Raw genomic sequence first — 15,994 nt, 5'->3', positions numbered from 1 at the left:
TACGTCACCGGAATTGAATGGGCGGTACGTCCGATAAGCGGGTTTCCGGGGGGTTTTGCAGGCTCAGAGACCAACGATCCGTCTGATATCGTCCGGTGACGCGCCGGCACCGCGCAATGCGGCCAGGCCTGAATCACCGAGGCTCTTGGAGAGCTTTCGTCCGTCCGGCCCAAGGATAAGCCGATGATGGAAATAGGCCGGCTGCGGCAATCCAAGCAATTCCTGGAGCAGGCGCTGCACCCCGGTTGCTGAGAACAGATCCTGTCCGCGCACGATATGGCTGACACCTTGCAGGGCGTCGTCCATGACAACCGCAAGGTGGTAGCTGGTCGGGATGTCGCGGCGCGCCACGATCACGTCGCCCCAGTCTCGCGGACGGGCCTCGACCGGACGCGTCGCGGACAGCGTCTCATCGGTGAATTCGGCCCATGCGAGGCCCTTGCCAACATGTGCCAAGGCGGCACCGACATCGAGCCGCCAGGCGAAAGGTTGGTTATCGTCGATGCGCCGCTTGCGCTCTCTCATCGGCAGCGCCTTGTCGGTCGGAGGGTAGAGCGGCACGCCGTCGGGATCGCGCGGCCAGTCGCGCCCGCGCTTTTCGCAGTCGGTGATAAAGGCGCGGATCTCGCCACGGCTCATGAAGGCGGGATAGACAAGTTCCTCGCGGATCAGCCGGTCGAGCACCGCCTTGTACTCGGCAAAATGTTCGGACTGGCGACGCACCGGCTCCTCCCAGCCAAGGCCCAGCCACTTCAGGTCGGCGAGCACGCCAGCCTCGAATTGCGGCGTGCAGCGCGTCGTATCGATGTCCTCGATGCGAAGCAGCAGGCGGCCGTCAGAGGCATTTGCCAGCTTCTGGTTGAGCAGCGTCGAATAGGCGTGGCCGAGATGCAGGTCCCCGTTGGGGCTGGGGGCGAAGCGGAATGTCAGGAGCGTCATGTCTCAGGCGGCAATCGGGTTGTGCTGCGGTTTTGGCAATTGCTACTTTGCGGCACATTCGCGGATAAGGATACCATGCAACGCATCGCGACACTGGACGACATTGCGCGCGGGCTGGATGCGCTTTGCGTCATCGACCCGCGCCTGGAAAAGGTGCGCGGCATGGCCGGCGAGGTACCGCTCAGGCTTTCCGAGCCGGGGTTCAGGAGCCTGGCCTCGATTGTCGTCTCGCAGCAGGTCTCCCGCGCAAGCGCCGATGCGATTTTCGGCCGGCTGACCAGGCTCGTCGACCCGCTGACGCCGCAGGCGATCCTGACCGCCGACGAGGACATGTTTCGCGAAGCCGGCCTGTCGCGGCCCAAGCAGCGCGGGCTGATCGCGGTTGCCCAGGCGGTGGCCGCCGGTCTCGACCTCCATCACCTGTGTTCGCTCGACGCAACCGAGGCGATCACGACGATGACCGCTGTGCCCGGCATCGGTTCCTGGACAGCCGAAGTGTACCTTTTGTTTGCCGCGGGGCACCCCGACATCTTCCCGGCGCGCGACGTCGCCCTGCAGGCTGCTGTCGGCCATGCGCTCGGCATCGAGCCGCGTCCGCCGGAGAAAACACTGATCGCGTTGGCCGAATCATGGAGCCCGTGGCGAGGTGTCGCATCGCGGCTTTTCTGGTCCTATTATCGCGAAACCAGGGGGCGCGACGCCGCACCGCCTGCCTGAATCCGCAAAAAGGCATGAAAATCACGCATTTTTGGCACTTCGGGCAAACGACAATCCGCTTCACATCCCTGTCATGTCGGGCTTACAGTATCCGCGCCGAACGGCGGGTCTTTTGAAGCTGCACGTGACCCTTTCCGAAAATCGAATTCGATTTTCGGGGTCGTGTGCGAACCAAGGAGGTCAACAAGGTGACGGTTGCCGTATCTCCGGATGGGCTTCCAGCGCTGGTGCTGAATGCGGATTACCGTCCGCTCAGCTATTACCCCTTGTCGCTCTGGTCCTGGCAGGACGCCATCAAGGCAGTGTTCCTCGACCGGGTGAATATCGTCGCCGAATACGAGCATGCGGTTTCCTCGCCGACCTTCTCGATGAAGCTGCCGAGCGTGGTCAGCCTGAAGGCCTATGTGAAGCCATCCAGGCATCCGGCCTTCACCCGTTTCAATGTCTTCCTGCGCGACCGCTTCCAGTGCCAGTATTGCGGCACGCCCGAGGATCTGACCTTCGACCACGTCATCCCGCGCCATCGTGGCGGTGCCACGACATGGGAGAACGTCGTCGCGGCCTGTTCTCCTTGCAACCTCAGGAAGGGCGGCATGATGCCGGCGCAAGCCAAGATGTGGCCGCTGCAGAAGCCCTATCAGCCGACGGTGCACGATCTGCACAACAACGGCCGGCTGTTTCCGCCCAACCACCTGCATGAAAGCTGGATGGATTATCTATACTGGGATGTCGAACTCGAACCTTGAGATCGTTCGAGAATTCGGGAGGCCGGCCGTCTGGAGCAATTGCCTGCGCTTCCGATGCTCACGGACCAAATGTCCGCTCCGCTTCGGTTCTCGACAATCACTCCATACGACTCGGCCTGCCGAATTCCTTGAACGATCTCGCGTCGGCTCTATAGCTCAATCGCGGGCAAGCGCGCCGCGGAAGGCGACGGCGGCGAGGATAAGGCTCGCGATGGCGTTCCAGCCGGCGAGCGACAGGCCGAGGATGCGCAGCGCGGCCTTGTCGCAAGAGGGCGGCACGAATTTGTCGAGCGCGTCGAGCACGCCCTTGCCGCCGGTGTCGACCGGACCGGCGCCCGCCGTGCAATCGGCCGGACCTTGCCACCAGGCCCATTCGACGCCGGAGTGGTAGACGCCGAGATAGAGGCCGTAGAGCATCAGCAGGCCGCCGATGCCCAGCAGGCCGCGCGTCAGCCATGCGGGCGCACGCAGCAGCGAAGCAACCACCGCCAGCAGCATCAAAGGCGCGCCGATATAGTAAGGGGTGCGCTGCTCCAGGCAGAGGTGGCAGGGGATGTAGCCGCCAATATACTGGAAGCAGAGCGCCGAGCCAACCGTGGCGGCCATGGCGACGGCGAGAAACAGGGCGGTCCGCGTGCGCTGGCGTCCGGTATCGGCATTCATCGTCGCTGTCATGGGTCTTTCGTCCATTGTGTTCGCCGCCCGCCAGGTCCGCTTACCCAAAAGCATTGCGCGGTTTGAGAGCGATGGCTCAGAGGGCGTACTTGATCACGATATAAAGCAAAATCAGGGCTACCGCGGCGGCGCTGGCGATGAGGCCGAGACGCTTTTCGATGAATTCGCGGATCGGTTCGCCATAGCGCCGCAAAAGCCAGGCCAGCAGCAGGAAGCGGCCGCCGCGCGCCACGATGGCGAGCACGATGAACAGGGCCAGGTTGACGCCAAGGGCGCCGGACAGGATCGTCACCACCTTGATCGGCGGCAGATGGGCTGCACCCGAGGTGACCAGCATCAGGGCGATGAATTCTATGCTTACGCCCGCCGAAGTTCGCAATTGCTCGAATTCGTCGTACTTGCCGTAGAATTGGAGGATCGGCCGCGCCACCGCGTCATAGGCGTAGTGGCCGATAAACCAGCCGGCGATGCCGCCCAGCACCGAGGCGACGGTGGCGACCAGCGCATAGCGATAGGCGCGATCCGGCCGCGACAAAGCCATCGGCAGATAGAGCACGTCGGCCGGCACCAGGAATACCGAGCTCTCGACGAAAGCGATGAAAGCCAGCCACCATTCGGCGGATTTGCGCGCCGCCAGTGACAGGGTCCAGTCGTACAGTCCGCGAAGCATCGGCTCTCCTATGGAACGGCCCGTCTGTCTAGAAAGGTTTTTCGCGCTGCACAATGGCCGCGGTCTTACAAATTGGAAAGGTGCCGTCTGGTCGCGGCTGTGAGCTGGTCTGCAAATTGGGCAGTTGACGAACAGCCCTCCAACCGTATAGTCCGCGCCCATCCAGGCCGCCCGGCCTGAGCCCCTATGGCGGAATTGGTAGACGCGCTCGACTCAAAATCGAGTTCCGCAAGGAGTGCTGGTTCGATCCCGGCTAGGGGCACCAAATTCCTTCGCACGCCTTCGCGAATTCGATTGGCTCAGCGCCGCCTCAACAAGCTCTTCATCCGGTTGCGCAGCAGACGCGCCATGTTGCGGGTCTCGCGATAGAGGTGCAGCTGCGAGGCGGCTTGGCGGGCGAGGCGGTCGGCGTCCGGCGTCAGCCCGATCACCAGTGTGCCGATCGGCTTGCGCTCGCTCCACAGCCTGCTCATCACCGGATGGTCCGGCACCGCGCAGGAATCGGTCATCATGATGTTGGGATCGTCGAGATGCCGCCTGGTCACCTCGATCATCAGCAGCGTGCCCGGCGAATAGGCGGCCAGGGTCTCTTCATAGGCCGTCTTCCAGGTATAGGCGACGCCGGACTCGACGAAGACGATCAGGCAGGCGATGGTGCGGCCGTCGAGCGTCAGCGAATGGATGCGGCACATGTCCTGTTCGGCAAGCCTGTGCACGGCCTCGCGGGCGAAGGCGGCGCGGTAGCGGTCGATCGCCATGGCGGTGCGCTCGCGGCCCTTCCAGCCGGCCGCCTCCAGCGTCAGGAAGCTTTCGATGGCGTGGCGGATCTCTTCGGGGCCGCGCGCCACGATGTGCTCCAGCCTGCCGAGGTCTGCAAGGCGGCGCTTCAGGCGGCGGAACTCGCGATAATGGTGCGAGCGCAGCGAGGCCTTCAGATAGGCGTCGCCGTCGGCTTGGCTCTCCAGCACGGGGCGTGGGGTCTGGCCGGTGGTGACCAGTATCAGGCCGCGCGTCTCGGCCACCGTGCCAAGCAGGCTCGCCACCGGACCGTCGAGCCAGATGTCTGGCAGGACGAAGACTTTCGGCAGCTTGAGGTGCGGGCGCGACAGCATCGAGAAGAAATCCTCGACGACGCCGACCGGATCGTCGCGGTCGATCAGCGGCGTGCCGAGCGGGCCGAACGGGCTCGACCAGGTGCGCATGACCGGGACGCCGAGCGGCACCACCGGCCGTTCCACCGAGAACGGCACCAGAAGGCGCAGCCGGTTGCGGTATTCGTCGCCGTCGCGGATCACCGCCAGGCGCACCTCGCGGTCCTCCAGCCGGGGCATGGCCGGCGCCAGGAAACGCGGGTTGAAGAAGACGTTCGGCTCGATCGTACGGGTGCAGAGGTAATCCAGTTCCTCTACGAGGTCGAAACCCGCCGAGGCCGGGTAGATGGCCAGTTTGCGCTCGGGGCGGTTGTTGGCGAGGATCTCGATATGGGCCGGGTCGGGGTCGCGCGCCAGCCCGGCAAGGCCCGACACCATGGCGCCGGCGGGGCCGCCGCTGGTTTCCTCGAGCAACGGGATGGCGGCCATCAGGCGGCTCCTTCGGCTGGCACGAAGATCGCCATGACGATGCCGAGCTTGCGCCACACGGTGAAGGACAACGCGCTGGCCTCGAAGATCATGGCAAAGGCGGTGGCCATGGCCGCGCCCCACAGGCCGAAAAGCGGGATCAGCACCACGTTGAGGCCGATGTTCAAGGCCAGCGTCATGGCATAGACGGCGGCGCAGATATTCTGGTTGCCGCTCATGGTGAGCAGGCTTTCGCAGGGGCCCACGGCGGCCCGCGCCACGACGCCGAAGACAAGCAGGAACAGCAGCGGATAGCCTGTCGTGAATTCGGGGCCGAACAGCACCAGCATGGGTTCGCCGAGCGCCAGCACCAGGAGCGCCATCAGGAGCGACGGCCAGAAGGTCCACGACACCGTCTCGCGGGCGAAGGCGGCAAGCTTTTCCGGCTCGCCGTGGGTGAACTGCGCATAGCGCTGCGCGACGCCGGCCTTGACGGCGAAATAGACGAAATGCACCAGCGCCAGCGTCTTGACGGTGGCGAAATAGACGGCGACGTCGTTGGGATCCATATAGGCGCCGACCATCAGCACGTCGGCATTGGTGAGCAGGAAGAAGAAACTTTCGACCAGGAAGATCGGCAGCGAGACGATGAACCATTGCGCGAAATGCACCTTCATCGGCCCGGTGGGGATCTGTCTTTCCATGCGCTGGGTGACGCCGATCAACTGACCAAGCGTGGTGACGTAGGTGGCGGCGATCGAGGCGAAGATCGCGGTTCTGGCATCGGCGGCGTAGCCTGTGAAGAGCATCAGCGCCATGAACAGCAGGATGAGCACCGGCCGCACCAGATAGGTCGGCGACAGGGCAAACAGCGCCCAGCTGTTCGCCCTTGCCTGGCCTTGCAGCAGATCCGACAGCGCGATCATCGGCAGGCAGATGACGCCGAGGATGAACGGGATCACGTAATAGTTTTCGATCCAGGGCGCCGCCAGCCAGACGCCGAGCGCCCCGAGCCCAGCGATGACCGTCGAGGCGATCAGCACGAACAGGCGGCTGGCGACGACGATGCCGCGCAGTTCGTCCATCAGGCCGCGCTCGCGGTATTCGGGGATGAAGCGGATGACCGAGGTGTGGAAGCCGAGGCAGGCGAGATTGCCGACGATGACCATCGTCACCCAGACAAGCACGAAGATGCCGTACTCGAACGAGCCCATCCAGCGGGCCATCAGCACCTGGCTGACGAAAGCGATGACGGCGCTGACGATACGGATCGAGAAGGCGATGACCGACATGCGGCCCGCCTCGCCGCGCTCGTCGGCGGTGAACAGGACGGCATCGATGCGGTCAAGCAGCGGCCCCACGCGCAGCGCCAAACGCTGCGGCAAGAACCGCCCGGCAGTCGTGGCCGCGGAAAAGCGCACCCCGATTAAACTCCGTTTTCCGCTTCTTTTTCGGGCTTTGGTGTAGCCAAAACACCTTAAGAAAACGTGGGCGGAGAACCTTCCTTCTCCCCGTCGCTATACGGGGAGAAGGTGCCAGCAGGCGGATGAGGGGCGGCGCGAGCCTACGGAGATTGCGCTGATGGGCCGGGTGAGGAGAATTAGATTAACTATAGACGAATCGGCTTGCGCAGTCCGGCATGTCATCTCCCGGTTGGGGCATGCGATAATCGCGGGACTTCGCGCCGCCCCTGATCCGCCCTTCGGGCACCTTCTCCTCGTACAGGGACGGGGAGAAGGAAAGCGCTGCGCCGTTATGCGAAGGCGCCGTGGCAGTGCTTGTATTTCTTGCCGGAACCGCAGGGGCAGGCCTCGTTGCGGCCGACCTTGCCCCAGGTGGCGGGGTTCTTCGGGTCGCGGTCTTCCGGAGCGACAATGGCACTGTTCTCCTGGCGCACCAGAAGGGCGGTTTCACCGCCTTCGAAATCATTCTCGCCGGTGCTGCCGTCAATATGCGTGCCGAACATGTCGGGCGCTTCCGGAGGCGGGGCCTCGGCGGCCTGGCGGACCAGTTCGACGCGCATCAGCTGCGCGGTGACGGCCTGGCGCAGATTGCCGAGCATCGCCTGGAACAGCTCGAATGCCTCGCTCTTGTATTCCTGCAGCGGATCGCGCTGGGCGTAGCCGCGGAAGCCGACGACCGAGCGCAGATGGTCGAGGTTGACGATGTGCTCGCGCCATAGATGGTCGAGCGTCTGCAGCACCACCGAGCGCTCGACATAGTTCATCACCTCGGGCCCGAAACGCTCGGCGCGCTCCTTGGAAGCGGCTTCGGCGGCAGCGGAAATGCGCTCGCGGATGTCGTCCTCGGCGATGCCTTCTTCCTTGGCCCACTCGTCGACCGGCAGGTCGAGATTGAGGAATTCGGCGACCTCGGCCTTCAGGCCCGCGACATCCCACTGCTCGGCATAGGCGTTCTCGGGAATGGCCTTGGCGACGATCTCGTCGATGACGCCTTCACGCATCTCGGTAATGGTTTCCGACAGGCCTTCGCCGTCCATCAGCTCGATGCGCTGTTCGAACACCACCTTGCGCTGGTCGTTCGAGACGTCGTCATATTTCAAGAGGTTCTTGCGGATGTCGAAGTTGCGCGCCTCGACCTTCTTCTGCGCCTTTTCCAGCGCCTTGTTGATCCAGGGATGGATGATCGCCTCGTCTTCCTTAAGGCCGAGCTTCTGCAGCATGCCGTCCATGCGCTCGGAGCCGAAGATGCGCATCAGGTCATCCTGCAGCGACAGGAAGAATTTCGAGCGGCCAGGGTCGCCCTGGCGGCCGGAGCGGCCGCGCAACTGATTGTCGATGCGGCGCGATTCATGGCGCTCGGTGGCGAGAACGTAGAGGCCGCCGGCGGCCAGCGCCTTTTCCTTCAGGCGCTCGACGTCGGCGTTGATTTCCCTTTCGCGTGCTTCGCGCTCGGGGCCCTCAGGCATGTCGCCCAGTTCCTCGGCGATGCGCATCTCGGCATTGCCGCCGAGCTTGATGTCGGTGCCGCGGCCAGCCATGTTGGTGGCGATGGTGATGGCGCCGGGCTTGCCGGCCTGGGCGACGATCGCCGCCTCGCGCTCGTGGTGCCGGGCGTTCAGCACCTCGAAATCCTTAAAACCTTCCTTGCGCAGGCGCTCGGCGAGCTGCTCCGACTTTTCGATCGAGGTCGTGCCGACCAGCGTCGGCTGGCCCTTGGCGCTGGCTTCGCGGATCTCCTTGACGATCGCCTTGTATTTCTCCTCGACCGTCCGGTAGACCTCGTCGTCCTCGTCCTTGCGGATGACCGGCAGGTTGGTCGGGATTTCGGTGACCTCGAGGCCGTAGATATTGCCGAATTCCTCGGCCTCGGTCAGCGCCGTGCCGGTCATGCCGGAAAGCTTCTTGTAAAGGCGGAAGTAGTTCTGGAAGGTGACGGAAGCGAGCGTCTGGTTCTCCGGCTGGATGGCCACGTGCTCCTTGGCTTCGAGCGCCTGGTGCAGGCCTTCGGAATAGCGGCGACCGGGCATCATGCGGCCGGTGAACTCGTCGATGATGACGATCTCGCCGTTGCGCACGATATAGTCCTTGTCACGCTGGAACAGCCGGTGCGCCTTCAGCGCATTGTTGACATGGTGGACGATGGCGACGTTCTCGACATCGTAGAGCGACTCGCCCTTCAGCAGGCCGGCATCGCGCAGCATGTTCTCCAGCTTCTCGGTGCCTTCCTCGGTGAAGATCGAAGTCTTCTGCTTCTCGTCGATCTCATAATCCTGCGGCTGCAGCTGGATGATGAAGGTATCGATGGTGTTGTACATTTCCGAACGATCCTCGAGCGGACCGGAAATGATCAGCGGTGTGCGCGCCTCGTCGACCAGGATGGAATCGACTTCGTCCACGATCGCGTAATTGTGGCCGCGCTGCACCATCTGCGCGCGCTCGTACTTCATGTTGTCGCGGAGGTAGTCGAAGCCGAGCTCGTTGTTGGTGGCGTAGGTGACGTCGGATGCGTAGGCAACGCGACGCTCCTCGTCGGACAGGCCGTGAACGATGACGCCGACCGAGAGGCCGAGGAACTTGTAGACGCGGCCCATCCATTCGGAGTCGCGCGTGGCTAGATAGTCGTTGACGGTGACGACATGGACGCCGTTGCCGGCAAGCGCGTTGAGATAGACCGGCAACGTCGCGACCAGGGTCTTGCCTTCGCCGGTGCGCATTTCGGCGATGCCGCCATTGTGCAGCACCATGCCGCCGATCAGCTGGACGTCGAAGGGCCGCATGCCCAGCACTCGGCGCGCCGCCTCGCGGACGGTGGCGAAGGCCGGTACCAAAAGGTCGTCAAGGCTGGCGCCGTTGGCGATATCCTGGCGGAATTTCTCCGTGCGGCCGGCAAGCTCCGCGTCGGAGAGCGCCCGCATCTCGTTTTCCATGGCGTTAATCGCCTCGACACGGGGCCGGGTCGATTTGACCCGACGGTCGTTGGAGGAACCGAAAACCTTACGGGCGAGACCGCCGAGACTGACCATCCAATGGTCCTTTCGATAGAATTCTCAATCTTGAGACGGGCGCCGGCCGGCCCCATCAAATCCGCGTGAACGCGCCGCCTGAATACGGGCAAACACAAAAAGCGCCCGGAAAACGGTTCTGGACGCCAAGTCGTTGGACAGATAAGAGGGGGCTCAACTGATGTCAACGCCGCGCTAGCCCTGGCGGGCGCGCCAAATTCCGCCGCAATCTGGCTGATCTGGAACCCATCCTCCTTACAATCCTTCACCGGAGTCATTCCAATGCCCTTGTTGTTCCGCCGTGCGTCGCTTGCCAGCCTTGGCCTGGCCTTCGGCCTGTCGGCTCTTTGCCTCTCCCCGCTGATGGCGCAGGAGACCGCTCCTGCTGCTCCGGCCGACGCGGCGGCACCCGCGGTGAAGCCGGTCGATCCGAATGCCGTCGTCGCCACGGTCAACGGCCAATCGCTCACTGAAGCCGATCTGGTGCTTGCCGAAGGCGAGCTGTCGCAGCAATTCGCGCAACTGCCGCCCGAACAGCGCCGCGCCGCCGCACTCTCCGCGGCCATCGAGATCCGCGTCATGGCCGCCAAGGCCGTCACCGATGGTCTCGACAAGGATCCAGACTTCCAGCGCCGCATGGCCTTCCTGCAGCAGCGCGCCCTGCATGGCGAGATGGTCGAGAAGGGCGTCGTCGACAAGGTCACCGACGCCGAGGTTCGCGCCCGCTACGACCAGGAGATCGCCAACACACCGCCGGTCAACGAGGTACATGCCCGTCACATCCTCGTGAAGACGAAGGAGGAGGCCGAGGCCATCATCAAGCAGCTCGACGGCGGCGCCGATTTCCAGAAGCTCGCCAACGAGCACACCAGTGATCCTTCAGGCAAGTCCAATGGCGGCGACCTCGGCTGGTTCGGACCCGGCCAGATGGTGCCGGAATTCGACAAGGCGGCCTTTGCGCTAGAGGTCGGCAAATACACCGAGCAGCCGGTGCAGTCGCAGTTCGGCTGGCATGTCATCAAGCTCGAGGACAAGCGCGCCAAGCAGCCGCCGGCTTTTGACGACGTCAAGGACCAGGCCAAGCAGGCCGTCATCCGCGACAAGTATTTCGCGCTGGTCAAGTCGCTGCGCGCGGGCGCCAAGGTCGAAATCCCCGACGCCAAGCTGAAGCAGGCCGTCGATACGCTGGAAAGCGGCAAGTAAGCCTTAAAGGCTTTTTCAAAAGGGCGCGGCAGCGAAGGTTGCCGCGCCCTTTGTTTATTGGACGGCCGCTATGCCTTTCAGGAGGTAGCGGACCACCGTGCGTATCGTTGCCTCGGGCTCGTCGAGCCGGTTGGTCAGGAGATGCCGCCAAGCATAGGAAGCCAGCAGGTCGGCGACCATGGCCGGATCGATGTCGCCCGCGACCTCGCCTCTTGCCTTGGCGCGCTCGATGATCTGATCGGTGTGGCCGCGGCGCCCGCCGGCATAGCCGGCAAGGGCCGCGGCCGCGGCTTCATCCGACTGCGCCTCGGCGATCAGCGACCTGAACACGCTGCCCGACGATGTCTCGCGCCAGTGGAAGAACAGGTTCTGCAGGAAGCCGACGAGATCCTCTTCCAGATTTCCGGTATCGGGAACGTCGACGCGCTTCTGGCGCTGGTAGACTTCGAGCAGCAGCGCGGCCTTGCTTGGCCACCAGCGATAGATGGTCGGTTTGCCGGCGCGGGCGCGCCGCGCCACCGCCTCGATCGAGAAGCCGGCATAGCCGGCCTCGACAAGCACTGCCTCGGCGGCCTCCAGAATGGCATCCGCACTGTCGGGATTGCGCCGCGCACCGATCGATCTGCGCGCCGTATCCGCCTCCTCGGCCATTCCTGTCGTCCTCGCCTCAATTTCCCGGCGATGATAAGTGATCCGGCGATGAAACGAAACGCCCCGTTTTTCAGCGTGAGAGCGCGTCCGTCATCTGCGATGTCTCCGACACGATGCGCCATCCCTTATCGGTTCTGAACGCAGGCTGGATCCGGAGTGGGTTTCCCGCCCCGCAGGCGTGGCGAAAACGCCCTTGCGCCGGCGCACCGTATCGGGCAAACCGGCCTTCCCCTTGCGATTTTCCCGCCCGAGGTTGCCATGTCCACCACGATTTCACCGCTCGCGCCGAAGAAATACCCCAAGATGCCTGTCGTCGAAGGGGTGCGCATCGCCACCGCCGAGGCGGGGATAAAATACAAGAACCGCACCGACCTGCTGGCGATGGTCTTCGACGCCGGGACCACGGTCGCCGGCGTGTTCACGAAGTCGAAATGCCCCTCGGCGCCGGTCGATTTCTGCCGGCAGAACCTTGGCGCTGGGAAGGCCCGGGTGCTGGTCGTCAATTCCGGCAATGCCAACGCCTTCACAGGCAAGAAGGGCCGCGAATCCACCGCGCTGACCGGCGAGGCGGCGGCCAAGGCGGCCGGCTGCACGGCGGGCGAAGTTTTCCTGGCCTCGACCGGTGTCATCGGCGAGCCGCTCGACACAACCAAGTTCAGCCATCTGCTCGCCGGGCTGGTCAGCGACGGCAAGCCGGACCTGTGGACCGAAGCGGCGAAGGCCATCATGACCACGGATACCTATCCGAAGGTGGCGACGCAGACCGTCAAGCTCGGCGACACGGACGTCACCATCAACGGCATTTCCAAGGGCGCCGGCATGATCGCGCCTGACATGGCGACGATGCTCTCCTTCATCGCCACCGACGCGCCGATCGCGGCATCCGTTCTTCAGGATCTGCTGTCGCGCGGCACGGCCAGGACGTTCAACGCAGTCACAGTCGACAGCGATACGTCGACCAGCGATACGCTGCTGCTCTTTGCCACCGGCAAGGCCGCGAAGCGCGGCGCACCTGAGATCACCGACCCTAGGGATGCCCGGCTCGGCGCGTTTCGTCGGGCGCTCGGCAAGGTGCTGAAGTCGCTGGCGCTGCAGGTGGTGCGCGACGGCGAGGGCGCGCGCAAGCAGGTCGAAGTCACCGTGACCGGCGCGAAATCGGCCCGCTCGGCCAAGCGGATCGCGCTGTCGATCGCCAATTCGCCGCTGGTCAAGACGGCAGTCGCCGGCGAGGATGCCAATTGGGGCCGCGTCGTCATGGCCGTCGGCAAGGCCGGCGAGCCCGCCGACCGCGACCGGTTGTCGATCTGGTTCGGCGACAACAGGCTGGCCCATGAGGGCGAGCGCGACCCGGCCTATTCGGAAGAAAAGACCTCGGCCTACATGAAGCGCGACGATATCCGCATCCGCGCCGATATCGGCATCGGCCGCGGCAAAGCGACCGTGTGGACCTGCGATCTCACCAAGGAATATGTCGCCATCAACGGCGACTACCGGAGCTGATCGCCTTGGTCTCGCGCCATCCGGCAAGCATGCTCGCAACCGTGCGCCGCTACGAAGCGGCCGGCTTTCGCGCGTGGCCGGCGGCGGCCGTCCACTATGACGGCACCTGGGTGGTGCGGCTGACCGCCGGCCACCCGGCCAAGCGGCTGAATTCGGTCAATCCGCTCGATCCCGGCGACACCCAGCACATCGCCGACCGCATCGGCCGCGCCAGCCGCCGCTTCGACGCCTATGGCCGGCCGCTGACGTTTCGCATGTCGCCGCTGTCGGGTCCCGATCTGGCCAGCCATCTCGACAAGGAGGGCTGGAGCCGGTTCGACGAATCGCTGGTCATGCGGCTGCCGCTGGGCGACGCGCAGCTCGATGCGGCCATGGACCAGATTCCGCTCAAGGACATCAGCCGCTTCATCGGCGCTTCGCTCAAGGTCAGCGGCTCCGACGTTTCGCTGCGGCCTGGCCTGTCGGAGATCATCGGCGCCATCCAGCCGGAGGCCGGGCTGTTCGCCCTCGAGGATGAAGCGGAGCCGCTGGCGACGCTGATCTGCGTGCATGATGGCGATCTCGCCGGACTGTTCGAGGTCGCCACCGACAAATCGGCGCGCAACAAGGGGCATGGCCGCAACCTGATCCTGTCGGCGCTGAAATGGGCGAGGCTGCGCGGCGCGCGGGAAGCCTGGCTGCAGGTCGAGGCGGGCAATGCGCCGGCGCTGGCGCTCTACCGCTCGCTCGGTTTCGACGAAGTCTATCGCTATCACTACCGCCGGCCGCCCGGGCATGAATGATCTGGTCGGTCCCGGCAAGCGCCTGCTCCTGGTTGCTGCCTGCGCTCTGGTCGACACCGACGGCCGCGTGCTCCTGGCGCAGCGGCCGCAAGGCAAGCAACTCGCCGGCCTGTGGGAATTTCCTGGCGGCAAGGTCGAGCCTGGCGAGACGCCGGAGCAATGCATCATCCGCGAATTGCTTGAGGAGATCGGCATCGAGACCGAGATCCCGTGTCTGGCACCGCTTACCTTCGCCAGCCATTCCTATGACGACTTCCATCTCCTGATGCCGCTGTTTGTCTGCCGCCGCTTCCGCGGCATCGCCCAGCCCAGGGAAGGGCAGACGCTGAAATGGGTGCGGCCAAAGCAGATGCGCGACTACCCGATGCCGCCGGCCGACGCGCCGCTGATTCCGTTTCTCATCGATCTCCTCTGAGGATCGGTGAGCTGATCGGAACCACGGTCCATGTCGGCCAGCGTTAATGGAAGATTTATCTCATCATGAAAAATTGATGCATGGCCGTATTTGTCACGGTCGCCGCCGAATCGCAGGGAGCGATAGCATGAGCCTGGACAGGGATTGGGATTCGATCCGGCCCGACCGCGGCTTCCGTGCCGCCGATGCCGGGATGGGCATCTTGCGCGTCACGTTGCTGTTCGGATCGGCCGCGGTGGCGCTGGCGCTGATCGCGACGCCTTTCCTCGACAGTCAGACGCGCTCGCAGTCGGCTCGCGACGGTTTTCCCGGTCTCGACATGACGGCGACCGGTTCGATCAGCCATCGCAGCACCTATACGGTGCGCCGCAGCGTGCTGCAGCCGGAGCCCGGTTCGGTCTGCATCATCGGGTCGGACGGCAGGACCAGCGGCGACTGCTGAGATGGTTAAGACATTTTCGCGGGAGCGGCTGTTTCACCGCCTGTTAAGCCTTTGCCATTAACCTTTCTTAACAGATCGGCGATAAGGTCCCGGCAACGGGGATCGAGGCCATGAAAACAGTGCTGCTGCGTTTTCTGAAGGACGACACCGGCGCCACCGCCGTCGAATACGCGCTGATTGTCACCGTGCTGTCCCTGACCATCATCGGCGGCATCGGCCAGGTCTTCAACTCCATTACCTGGCTGTTCAGCGACAACTCCAGCCGGCTTGCGAACGCCTTCGCGCCTTGATCCTGGCTGTCAGCGTGGCGGGCAGGTCAATGCCCTTCGGGTTCCTCCAGTACGGTCTTCAGCGAGACCTTGGCTGAACCAGGCTTCAGCGGTTTTTGCTGTGACGCATCGGGCGCCCAGCCGGACATCCAGACCATCGAGAAACTTGCCCGGATCCGACCGTCGGGGTCGGAAAAACGCTCGGCGTAGATTTCCGCGGCGCGGGCAAACAGCTTGCGAACCCCCGGTCGTCGGCTGCGATCGGCCAGTGCGCTGGTTTCGCCCATGGCGCGCAGATCGGCCATCAGGGCAAACAGGTTGGCATAGCGCACCGTCACCGTCTCGACGTCGGCGACCGGCAGTGCCAGACCGGCGCGCTGCAGCAGCGCACCGGCGTCGCGCACATCGGTGAACGGGATGACGCGCGGGCTGGCACCGCCGTAAAGCTCGGTCTCGGCCGCAAGCAGGCTTTCGCGCAGCTCGCCGAGCGTACCTGCACCGGCAAAGGCACCGAGGAAAAGCCCATCCGGCCGCAGCGCGCGGCGGATCTGGATCAGCATGCCGGGGATGTCGTTCATCGCCTGCAAGGACAGAAGCGACACGGCCAGATCGAGACTTTGCGGTTCGAACGGCACGGTCTCCAGGGGTGCGACCAAGCCGGCACTGCCGATCAGGAAGGCGGCGTCCGTCTCGACGCGGACGACGTCCCCAACCTTGCCGCTCGCAGCCAGAACGTCGGCTGCCGCCGGCGTCTGGCAAAACAGCACCGCCGCCTTGCCGAACCGGCGCTCGACGGCACCCAACCGGTCGGCAAGGTCCTCGGCGGCGCGGTTCATCAGGAAATCGGCGCCGTCGACAGGATGAGCAAGCGCGCGCCGCTTGTGCGCCAGCCATAGTGAGGTATCCATTATAGGCTGCAAGGGGCGGATCCTTGTTTGTCCCTGCCCTGGGGGCACTGATA

At 64.4% G+C, this 15,994-nt stretch carries 16 protein-coding genes and 1 tRNA gene; 9 read left to right on the top strand and 8 right to left on the bottom strand.

Features of this window, described 5'->3' with window-relative positions:
• Window positions 1-63: 63 nt before the first annotated feature.
• A complete protein-coding gene (gene gluQRS, locus FJ958_RS11905) occupies window positions 64-939 on the bottom strand; it encodes a tRNA glutamyl-Q(34) synthetase GluQRS (protein ID WP_140742747.1) in 876 nt (291 codons plus the stop codon).
• Window positions 940-1,014: 75 nt separating this feature from the next.
• Here gluQRS and FJ958_RS11900 point away from each other — a divergent pair, with 75 nt between their 5' ends.
• Together FJ958_RS11900 and FJ958_RS11895 are read left to right on the top strand one after the other, a co-directional pair.
• Window positions 1,015-1,656, top strand: a complete 642-nt coding sequence (locus FJ958_RS11900; RefSeq protein ID WP_140742745.1) for a DNA-3-methyladenine glycosylase — start codon at window positions 1,015-1,017, stop codon at window positions 1,654-1,656.
• Window positions 1,657-1,844: 188 nt separating this feature from the next.
• Window positions 1,845-2,402, top strand: a complete 558-nt coding sequence (locus FJ958_RS11895) for an HNH endonuclease (RefSeq protein ID WP_027167440.1) — start codon at window positions 1,845-1,847, stop codon at window positions 2,400-2,402.
• Between the two features lie 156 nt (window positions 2,403-2,558).
• Here FJ958_RS11895 and FJ958_RS11890 read toward each other — a convergent pair whose 3' ends face one another.
• Window positions 2,559-3,077 carry a disulfide bond formation protein B gene (locus tag FJ958_RS11890; protein ID WP_140742743.1) on the bottom strand — a complete coding sequence of 173 codons (519 nt, stop codon included), beginning with the start codon at window positions 3,075-3,077 and terminating at the stop codon, window positions 2,559-2,561.
• 76 nt (window positions 3,078-3,153) lie between these two features.
• Window positions 3,154-3,747 carry a YqaA family protein gene (locus tag FJ958_RS11885; RefSeq protein ID WP_140742741.1) on the bottom strand — a complete coding sequence of 198 codons (594 nt, stop codon included), beginning with the start codon at window positions 3,745-3,747 and terminating at the stop codon, window positions 3,154-3,156.
• Between the two features lie 180 nt (window positions 3,748-3,927).
• Here FJ958_RS11885 and FJ958_RS11880 point away from each other — a divergent pair.
• A tRNA-Leu gene (locus FJ958_RS11880) sits at window positions 3,928-4,012 on the top strand.
• Window positions 4,013-4,046: 34 nt separating this feature from the next.
• On the opposite strand, the gene FJ958_RS11875 is transcribed toward FJ958_RS11880, so the two are convergent.
• The 3 genes from FJ958_RS11875 to secA all read right to left on the bottom strand — a co-directional run bounded on the left by FJ958_RS11875 (window position 4,047) and on the right by secA (window position 9,792).
• Window positions 4,047-5,327, bottom strand: coding sequence for a GNAT family N-acetyltransferase (locus FJ958_RS11875; RefSeq protein WP_140742739.1), 1,281 nt, complete (start codon window positions 5,325-5,327; stop codon window positions 4,047-4,049).
• On the bottom strand, window positions 5,327-6,727 hold the full coding sequence (locus tag FJ958_RS11870; RefSeq protein WP_140742737.1) for a lipopolysaccharide biosynthesis protein: 1,401 nt from the start codon (window positions 6,725-6,727) through the stop codon (window positions 5,327-5,329). The genes FJ958_RS11875 and FJ958_RS11870 overlap by 1 nt, the downstream gene beginning before the upstream one ends.
• A gap of 332 nt (window positions 6,728-7,059) precedes the next feature.
• Window positions 7,060-9,792, bottom strand: coding sequence for a preprotein translocase subunit SecA (gene secA, locus FJ958_RS11865; protein WP_140742735.1), 2,733 nt, complete (start codon window positions 9,790-9,792; stop codon window positions 7,060-7,062).
• A gap of 261 nt (window positions 9,793-10,053) precedes the next feature.
• Here secA and FJ958_RS11860 point away from each other — a divergent pair, with 261 nt between their 5' ends.
• A complete protein-coding gene (locus tag FJ958_RS11860) occupies window positions 10,054-10,974 on the top strand; it encodes a peptidylprolyl isomerase (protein ID WP_140742733.1) in 921 nt (306 codons plus the stop codon).
• Between the two features lie 54 nt (window positions 10,975-11,028).
• Here the strand turns inward: FJ958_RS11860 and FJ958_RS11855 are convergent, their stop codons facing one another.
• Window positions 11,029-11,625, bottom strand: a complete 597-nt coding sequence (locus tag FJ958_RS11855; protein WP_140742731.1) for a TetR/AcrR family transcriptional regulator — start codon at window positions 11,623-11,625, stop codon at window positions 11,029-11,031.
• A gap of 258 nt (window positions 11,626-11,883) precedes the next feature.
• On the opposite strand from FJ958_RS11855, the gene argJ reads away from it, so the two are divergent.
• From argJ to FJ958_RS11830, 5 genes are all read left to right on the top strand, one after another.
• Complete coding sequence (gene argJ, locus FJ958_RS11850; RefSeq protein ID WP_140742729.1) at window positions 11,884-13,125, top strand: bifunctional glutamate N-acetyltransferase/amino-acid acetyltransferase ArgJ; 1,242 nt, start codon at window positions 11,884-11,886, stop codon at window positions 13,123-13,125.
• Window positions 13,126-13,154: 29 nt separating this feature from the next.
• Window positions 13,155-13,907 carry a GNAT family N-acetyltransferase gene (locus FJ958_RS11845; RefSeq protein ID WP_140742727.1) on the top strand — a complete coding sequence of 251 codons (753 nt, stop codon included), beginning with the start codon at window positions 13,155-13,157 and terminating at the stop codon, window positions 13,905-13,907.
• Window positions 13,900-14,322, top strand: coding sequence for a (deoxy)nucleoside triphosphate pyrophosphohydrolase (locus tag FJ958_RS11840; RefSeq protein WP_140742725.1), 423 nt, complete (start codon window positions 13,900-13,902; stop codon window positions 14,320-14,322). The genes FJ958_RS11845 and FJ958_RS11840 overlap by 8 nt, the downstream gene beginning before the upstream one ends.
• Before the next feature lie 127 nt (window positions 14,323-14,449).
• A complete protein-coding gene (locus FJ958_RS11835; RefSeq protein WP_140742723.1) occupies window positions 14,450-14,764 on the top strand; it encodes a hypothetical protein in 315 nt (104 codons plus the stop codon).
• 110 nt (window positions 14,765-14,874) lie between these two features.
• Entirely contained in the window at window positions 14,875-15,054 is a 180-nt protein-coding gene (locus FJ958_RS11830) for a Flp family type IVb pilin (RefSeq protein ID WP_140742721.1), read from the top strand.
• Window positions 15,055-15,080: 26 nt separating this feature from the next.
• Here the strand turns inward: FJ958_RS11830 and FJ958_RS11825 are convergent, their stop codons facing one another.
• Window positions 15,081-15,953, bottom strand: coding sequence for a methyltransferase domain-containing protein (locus tag FJ958_RS11825; protein WP_140742719.1), 873 nt, complete (start codon window positions 15,951-15,953; stop codon window positions 15,081-15,083).
• Window positions 15,954-15,994: the final 41 nt, after the last annotated feature.

Origin of the sequence: Mesorhizobium sp. B2-3-5 (genome assembly GCF_006442395.1) — a bacterium.
GTDB lineage: Bacteria > Pseudomonadota > Alphaproteobacteria > Rhizobiales > Rhizobiaceae > Mesorhizobium.
This window is presented reverse-complemented; position numbering and strand designations above follow the sequence as displayed.

Coding starts and splice junctions, on each gene's coding strand:
- gluQRS (WP_140742747.1), bottom strand. CDS start 939: ATGACGCTCCTGACATTCCGCTTCGCCCCCAGCCCCAACGGGGACCTG.
- FJ958_RS11900 (WP_140742745.1), top strand. CDS start 1,015: ATGCAACGCATCGCGACACTGGACGACATTGCGCGCGGGCTGGATGCG.
- FJ958_RS11890 (WP_140742743.1), bottom strand. CDS start 3,077: ATGACAGCGACGATGAATGCCGATACCGGACGCCAGCGCACGCGGACC.
- FJ958_RS11885 (WP_140742741.1), bottom strand. CDS start 3,747: ATGCTTCGCGGACTGTACGACTGGACCCTGTCACTGGCGGCGCGCAAA.
- FJ958_RS11875 (WP_140742739.1), bottom strand. CDS start 5,327: ATGGCCGCCATCCCGTTGCTCGAGGAAACCAGCGGCGGCCCCGCCGGC.
- secA (WP_140742735.1), bottom strand. CDS start 9,792: ATGGTCAGTCTCGGCGGTCTCGCCCGTAAGGTTTTCGGTTCCTCCAAC.
- FJ958_RS11860 (WP_140742733.1), top strand. CDS start 10,054: ATGCCCTTGTTGTTCCGCCGTGCGTCGCTTGCCAGCCTTGGCCTGGCC.
- FJ958_RS11855 (WP_140742731.1), bottom strand. CDS start 11,625: ATGGCCGAGGAGGCGGATACGGCGCGCAGATCGATCGGTGCGCGGCGC.
- argJ (WP_140742729.1), top strand. CDS start 11,884: ATGTCCACCACGATTTCACCGCTCGCGCCGAAGAAATACCCCAAGATG.
- FJ958_RS11845 (WP_140742727.1), top strand. CDS start 13,155: ATGCTCGCAACCGTGCGCCGCTACGAAGCGGCCGGCTTTCGCGCGTGG.
- FJ958_RS11840 (WP_140742725.1), top strand. CDS start 13,900: ATGAATGATCTGGTCGGTCCCGGCAAGCGCCTGCTCCTGGTTGCTGCC.
- FJ958_RS11835 (WP_140742723.1), top strand. CDS start 14,450: ATGAGCCTGGACAGGGATTGGGATTCGATCCGGCCCGACCGCGGCTTC.
- FJ958_RS11830 (WP_140742721.1), top strand. CDS start 14,875: ATGAAAACAGTGCTGCTGCGTTTTCTGAAGGACGACACCGGCGCCACC.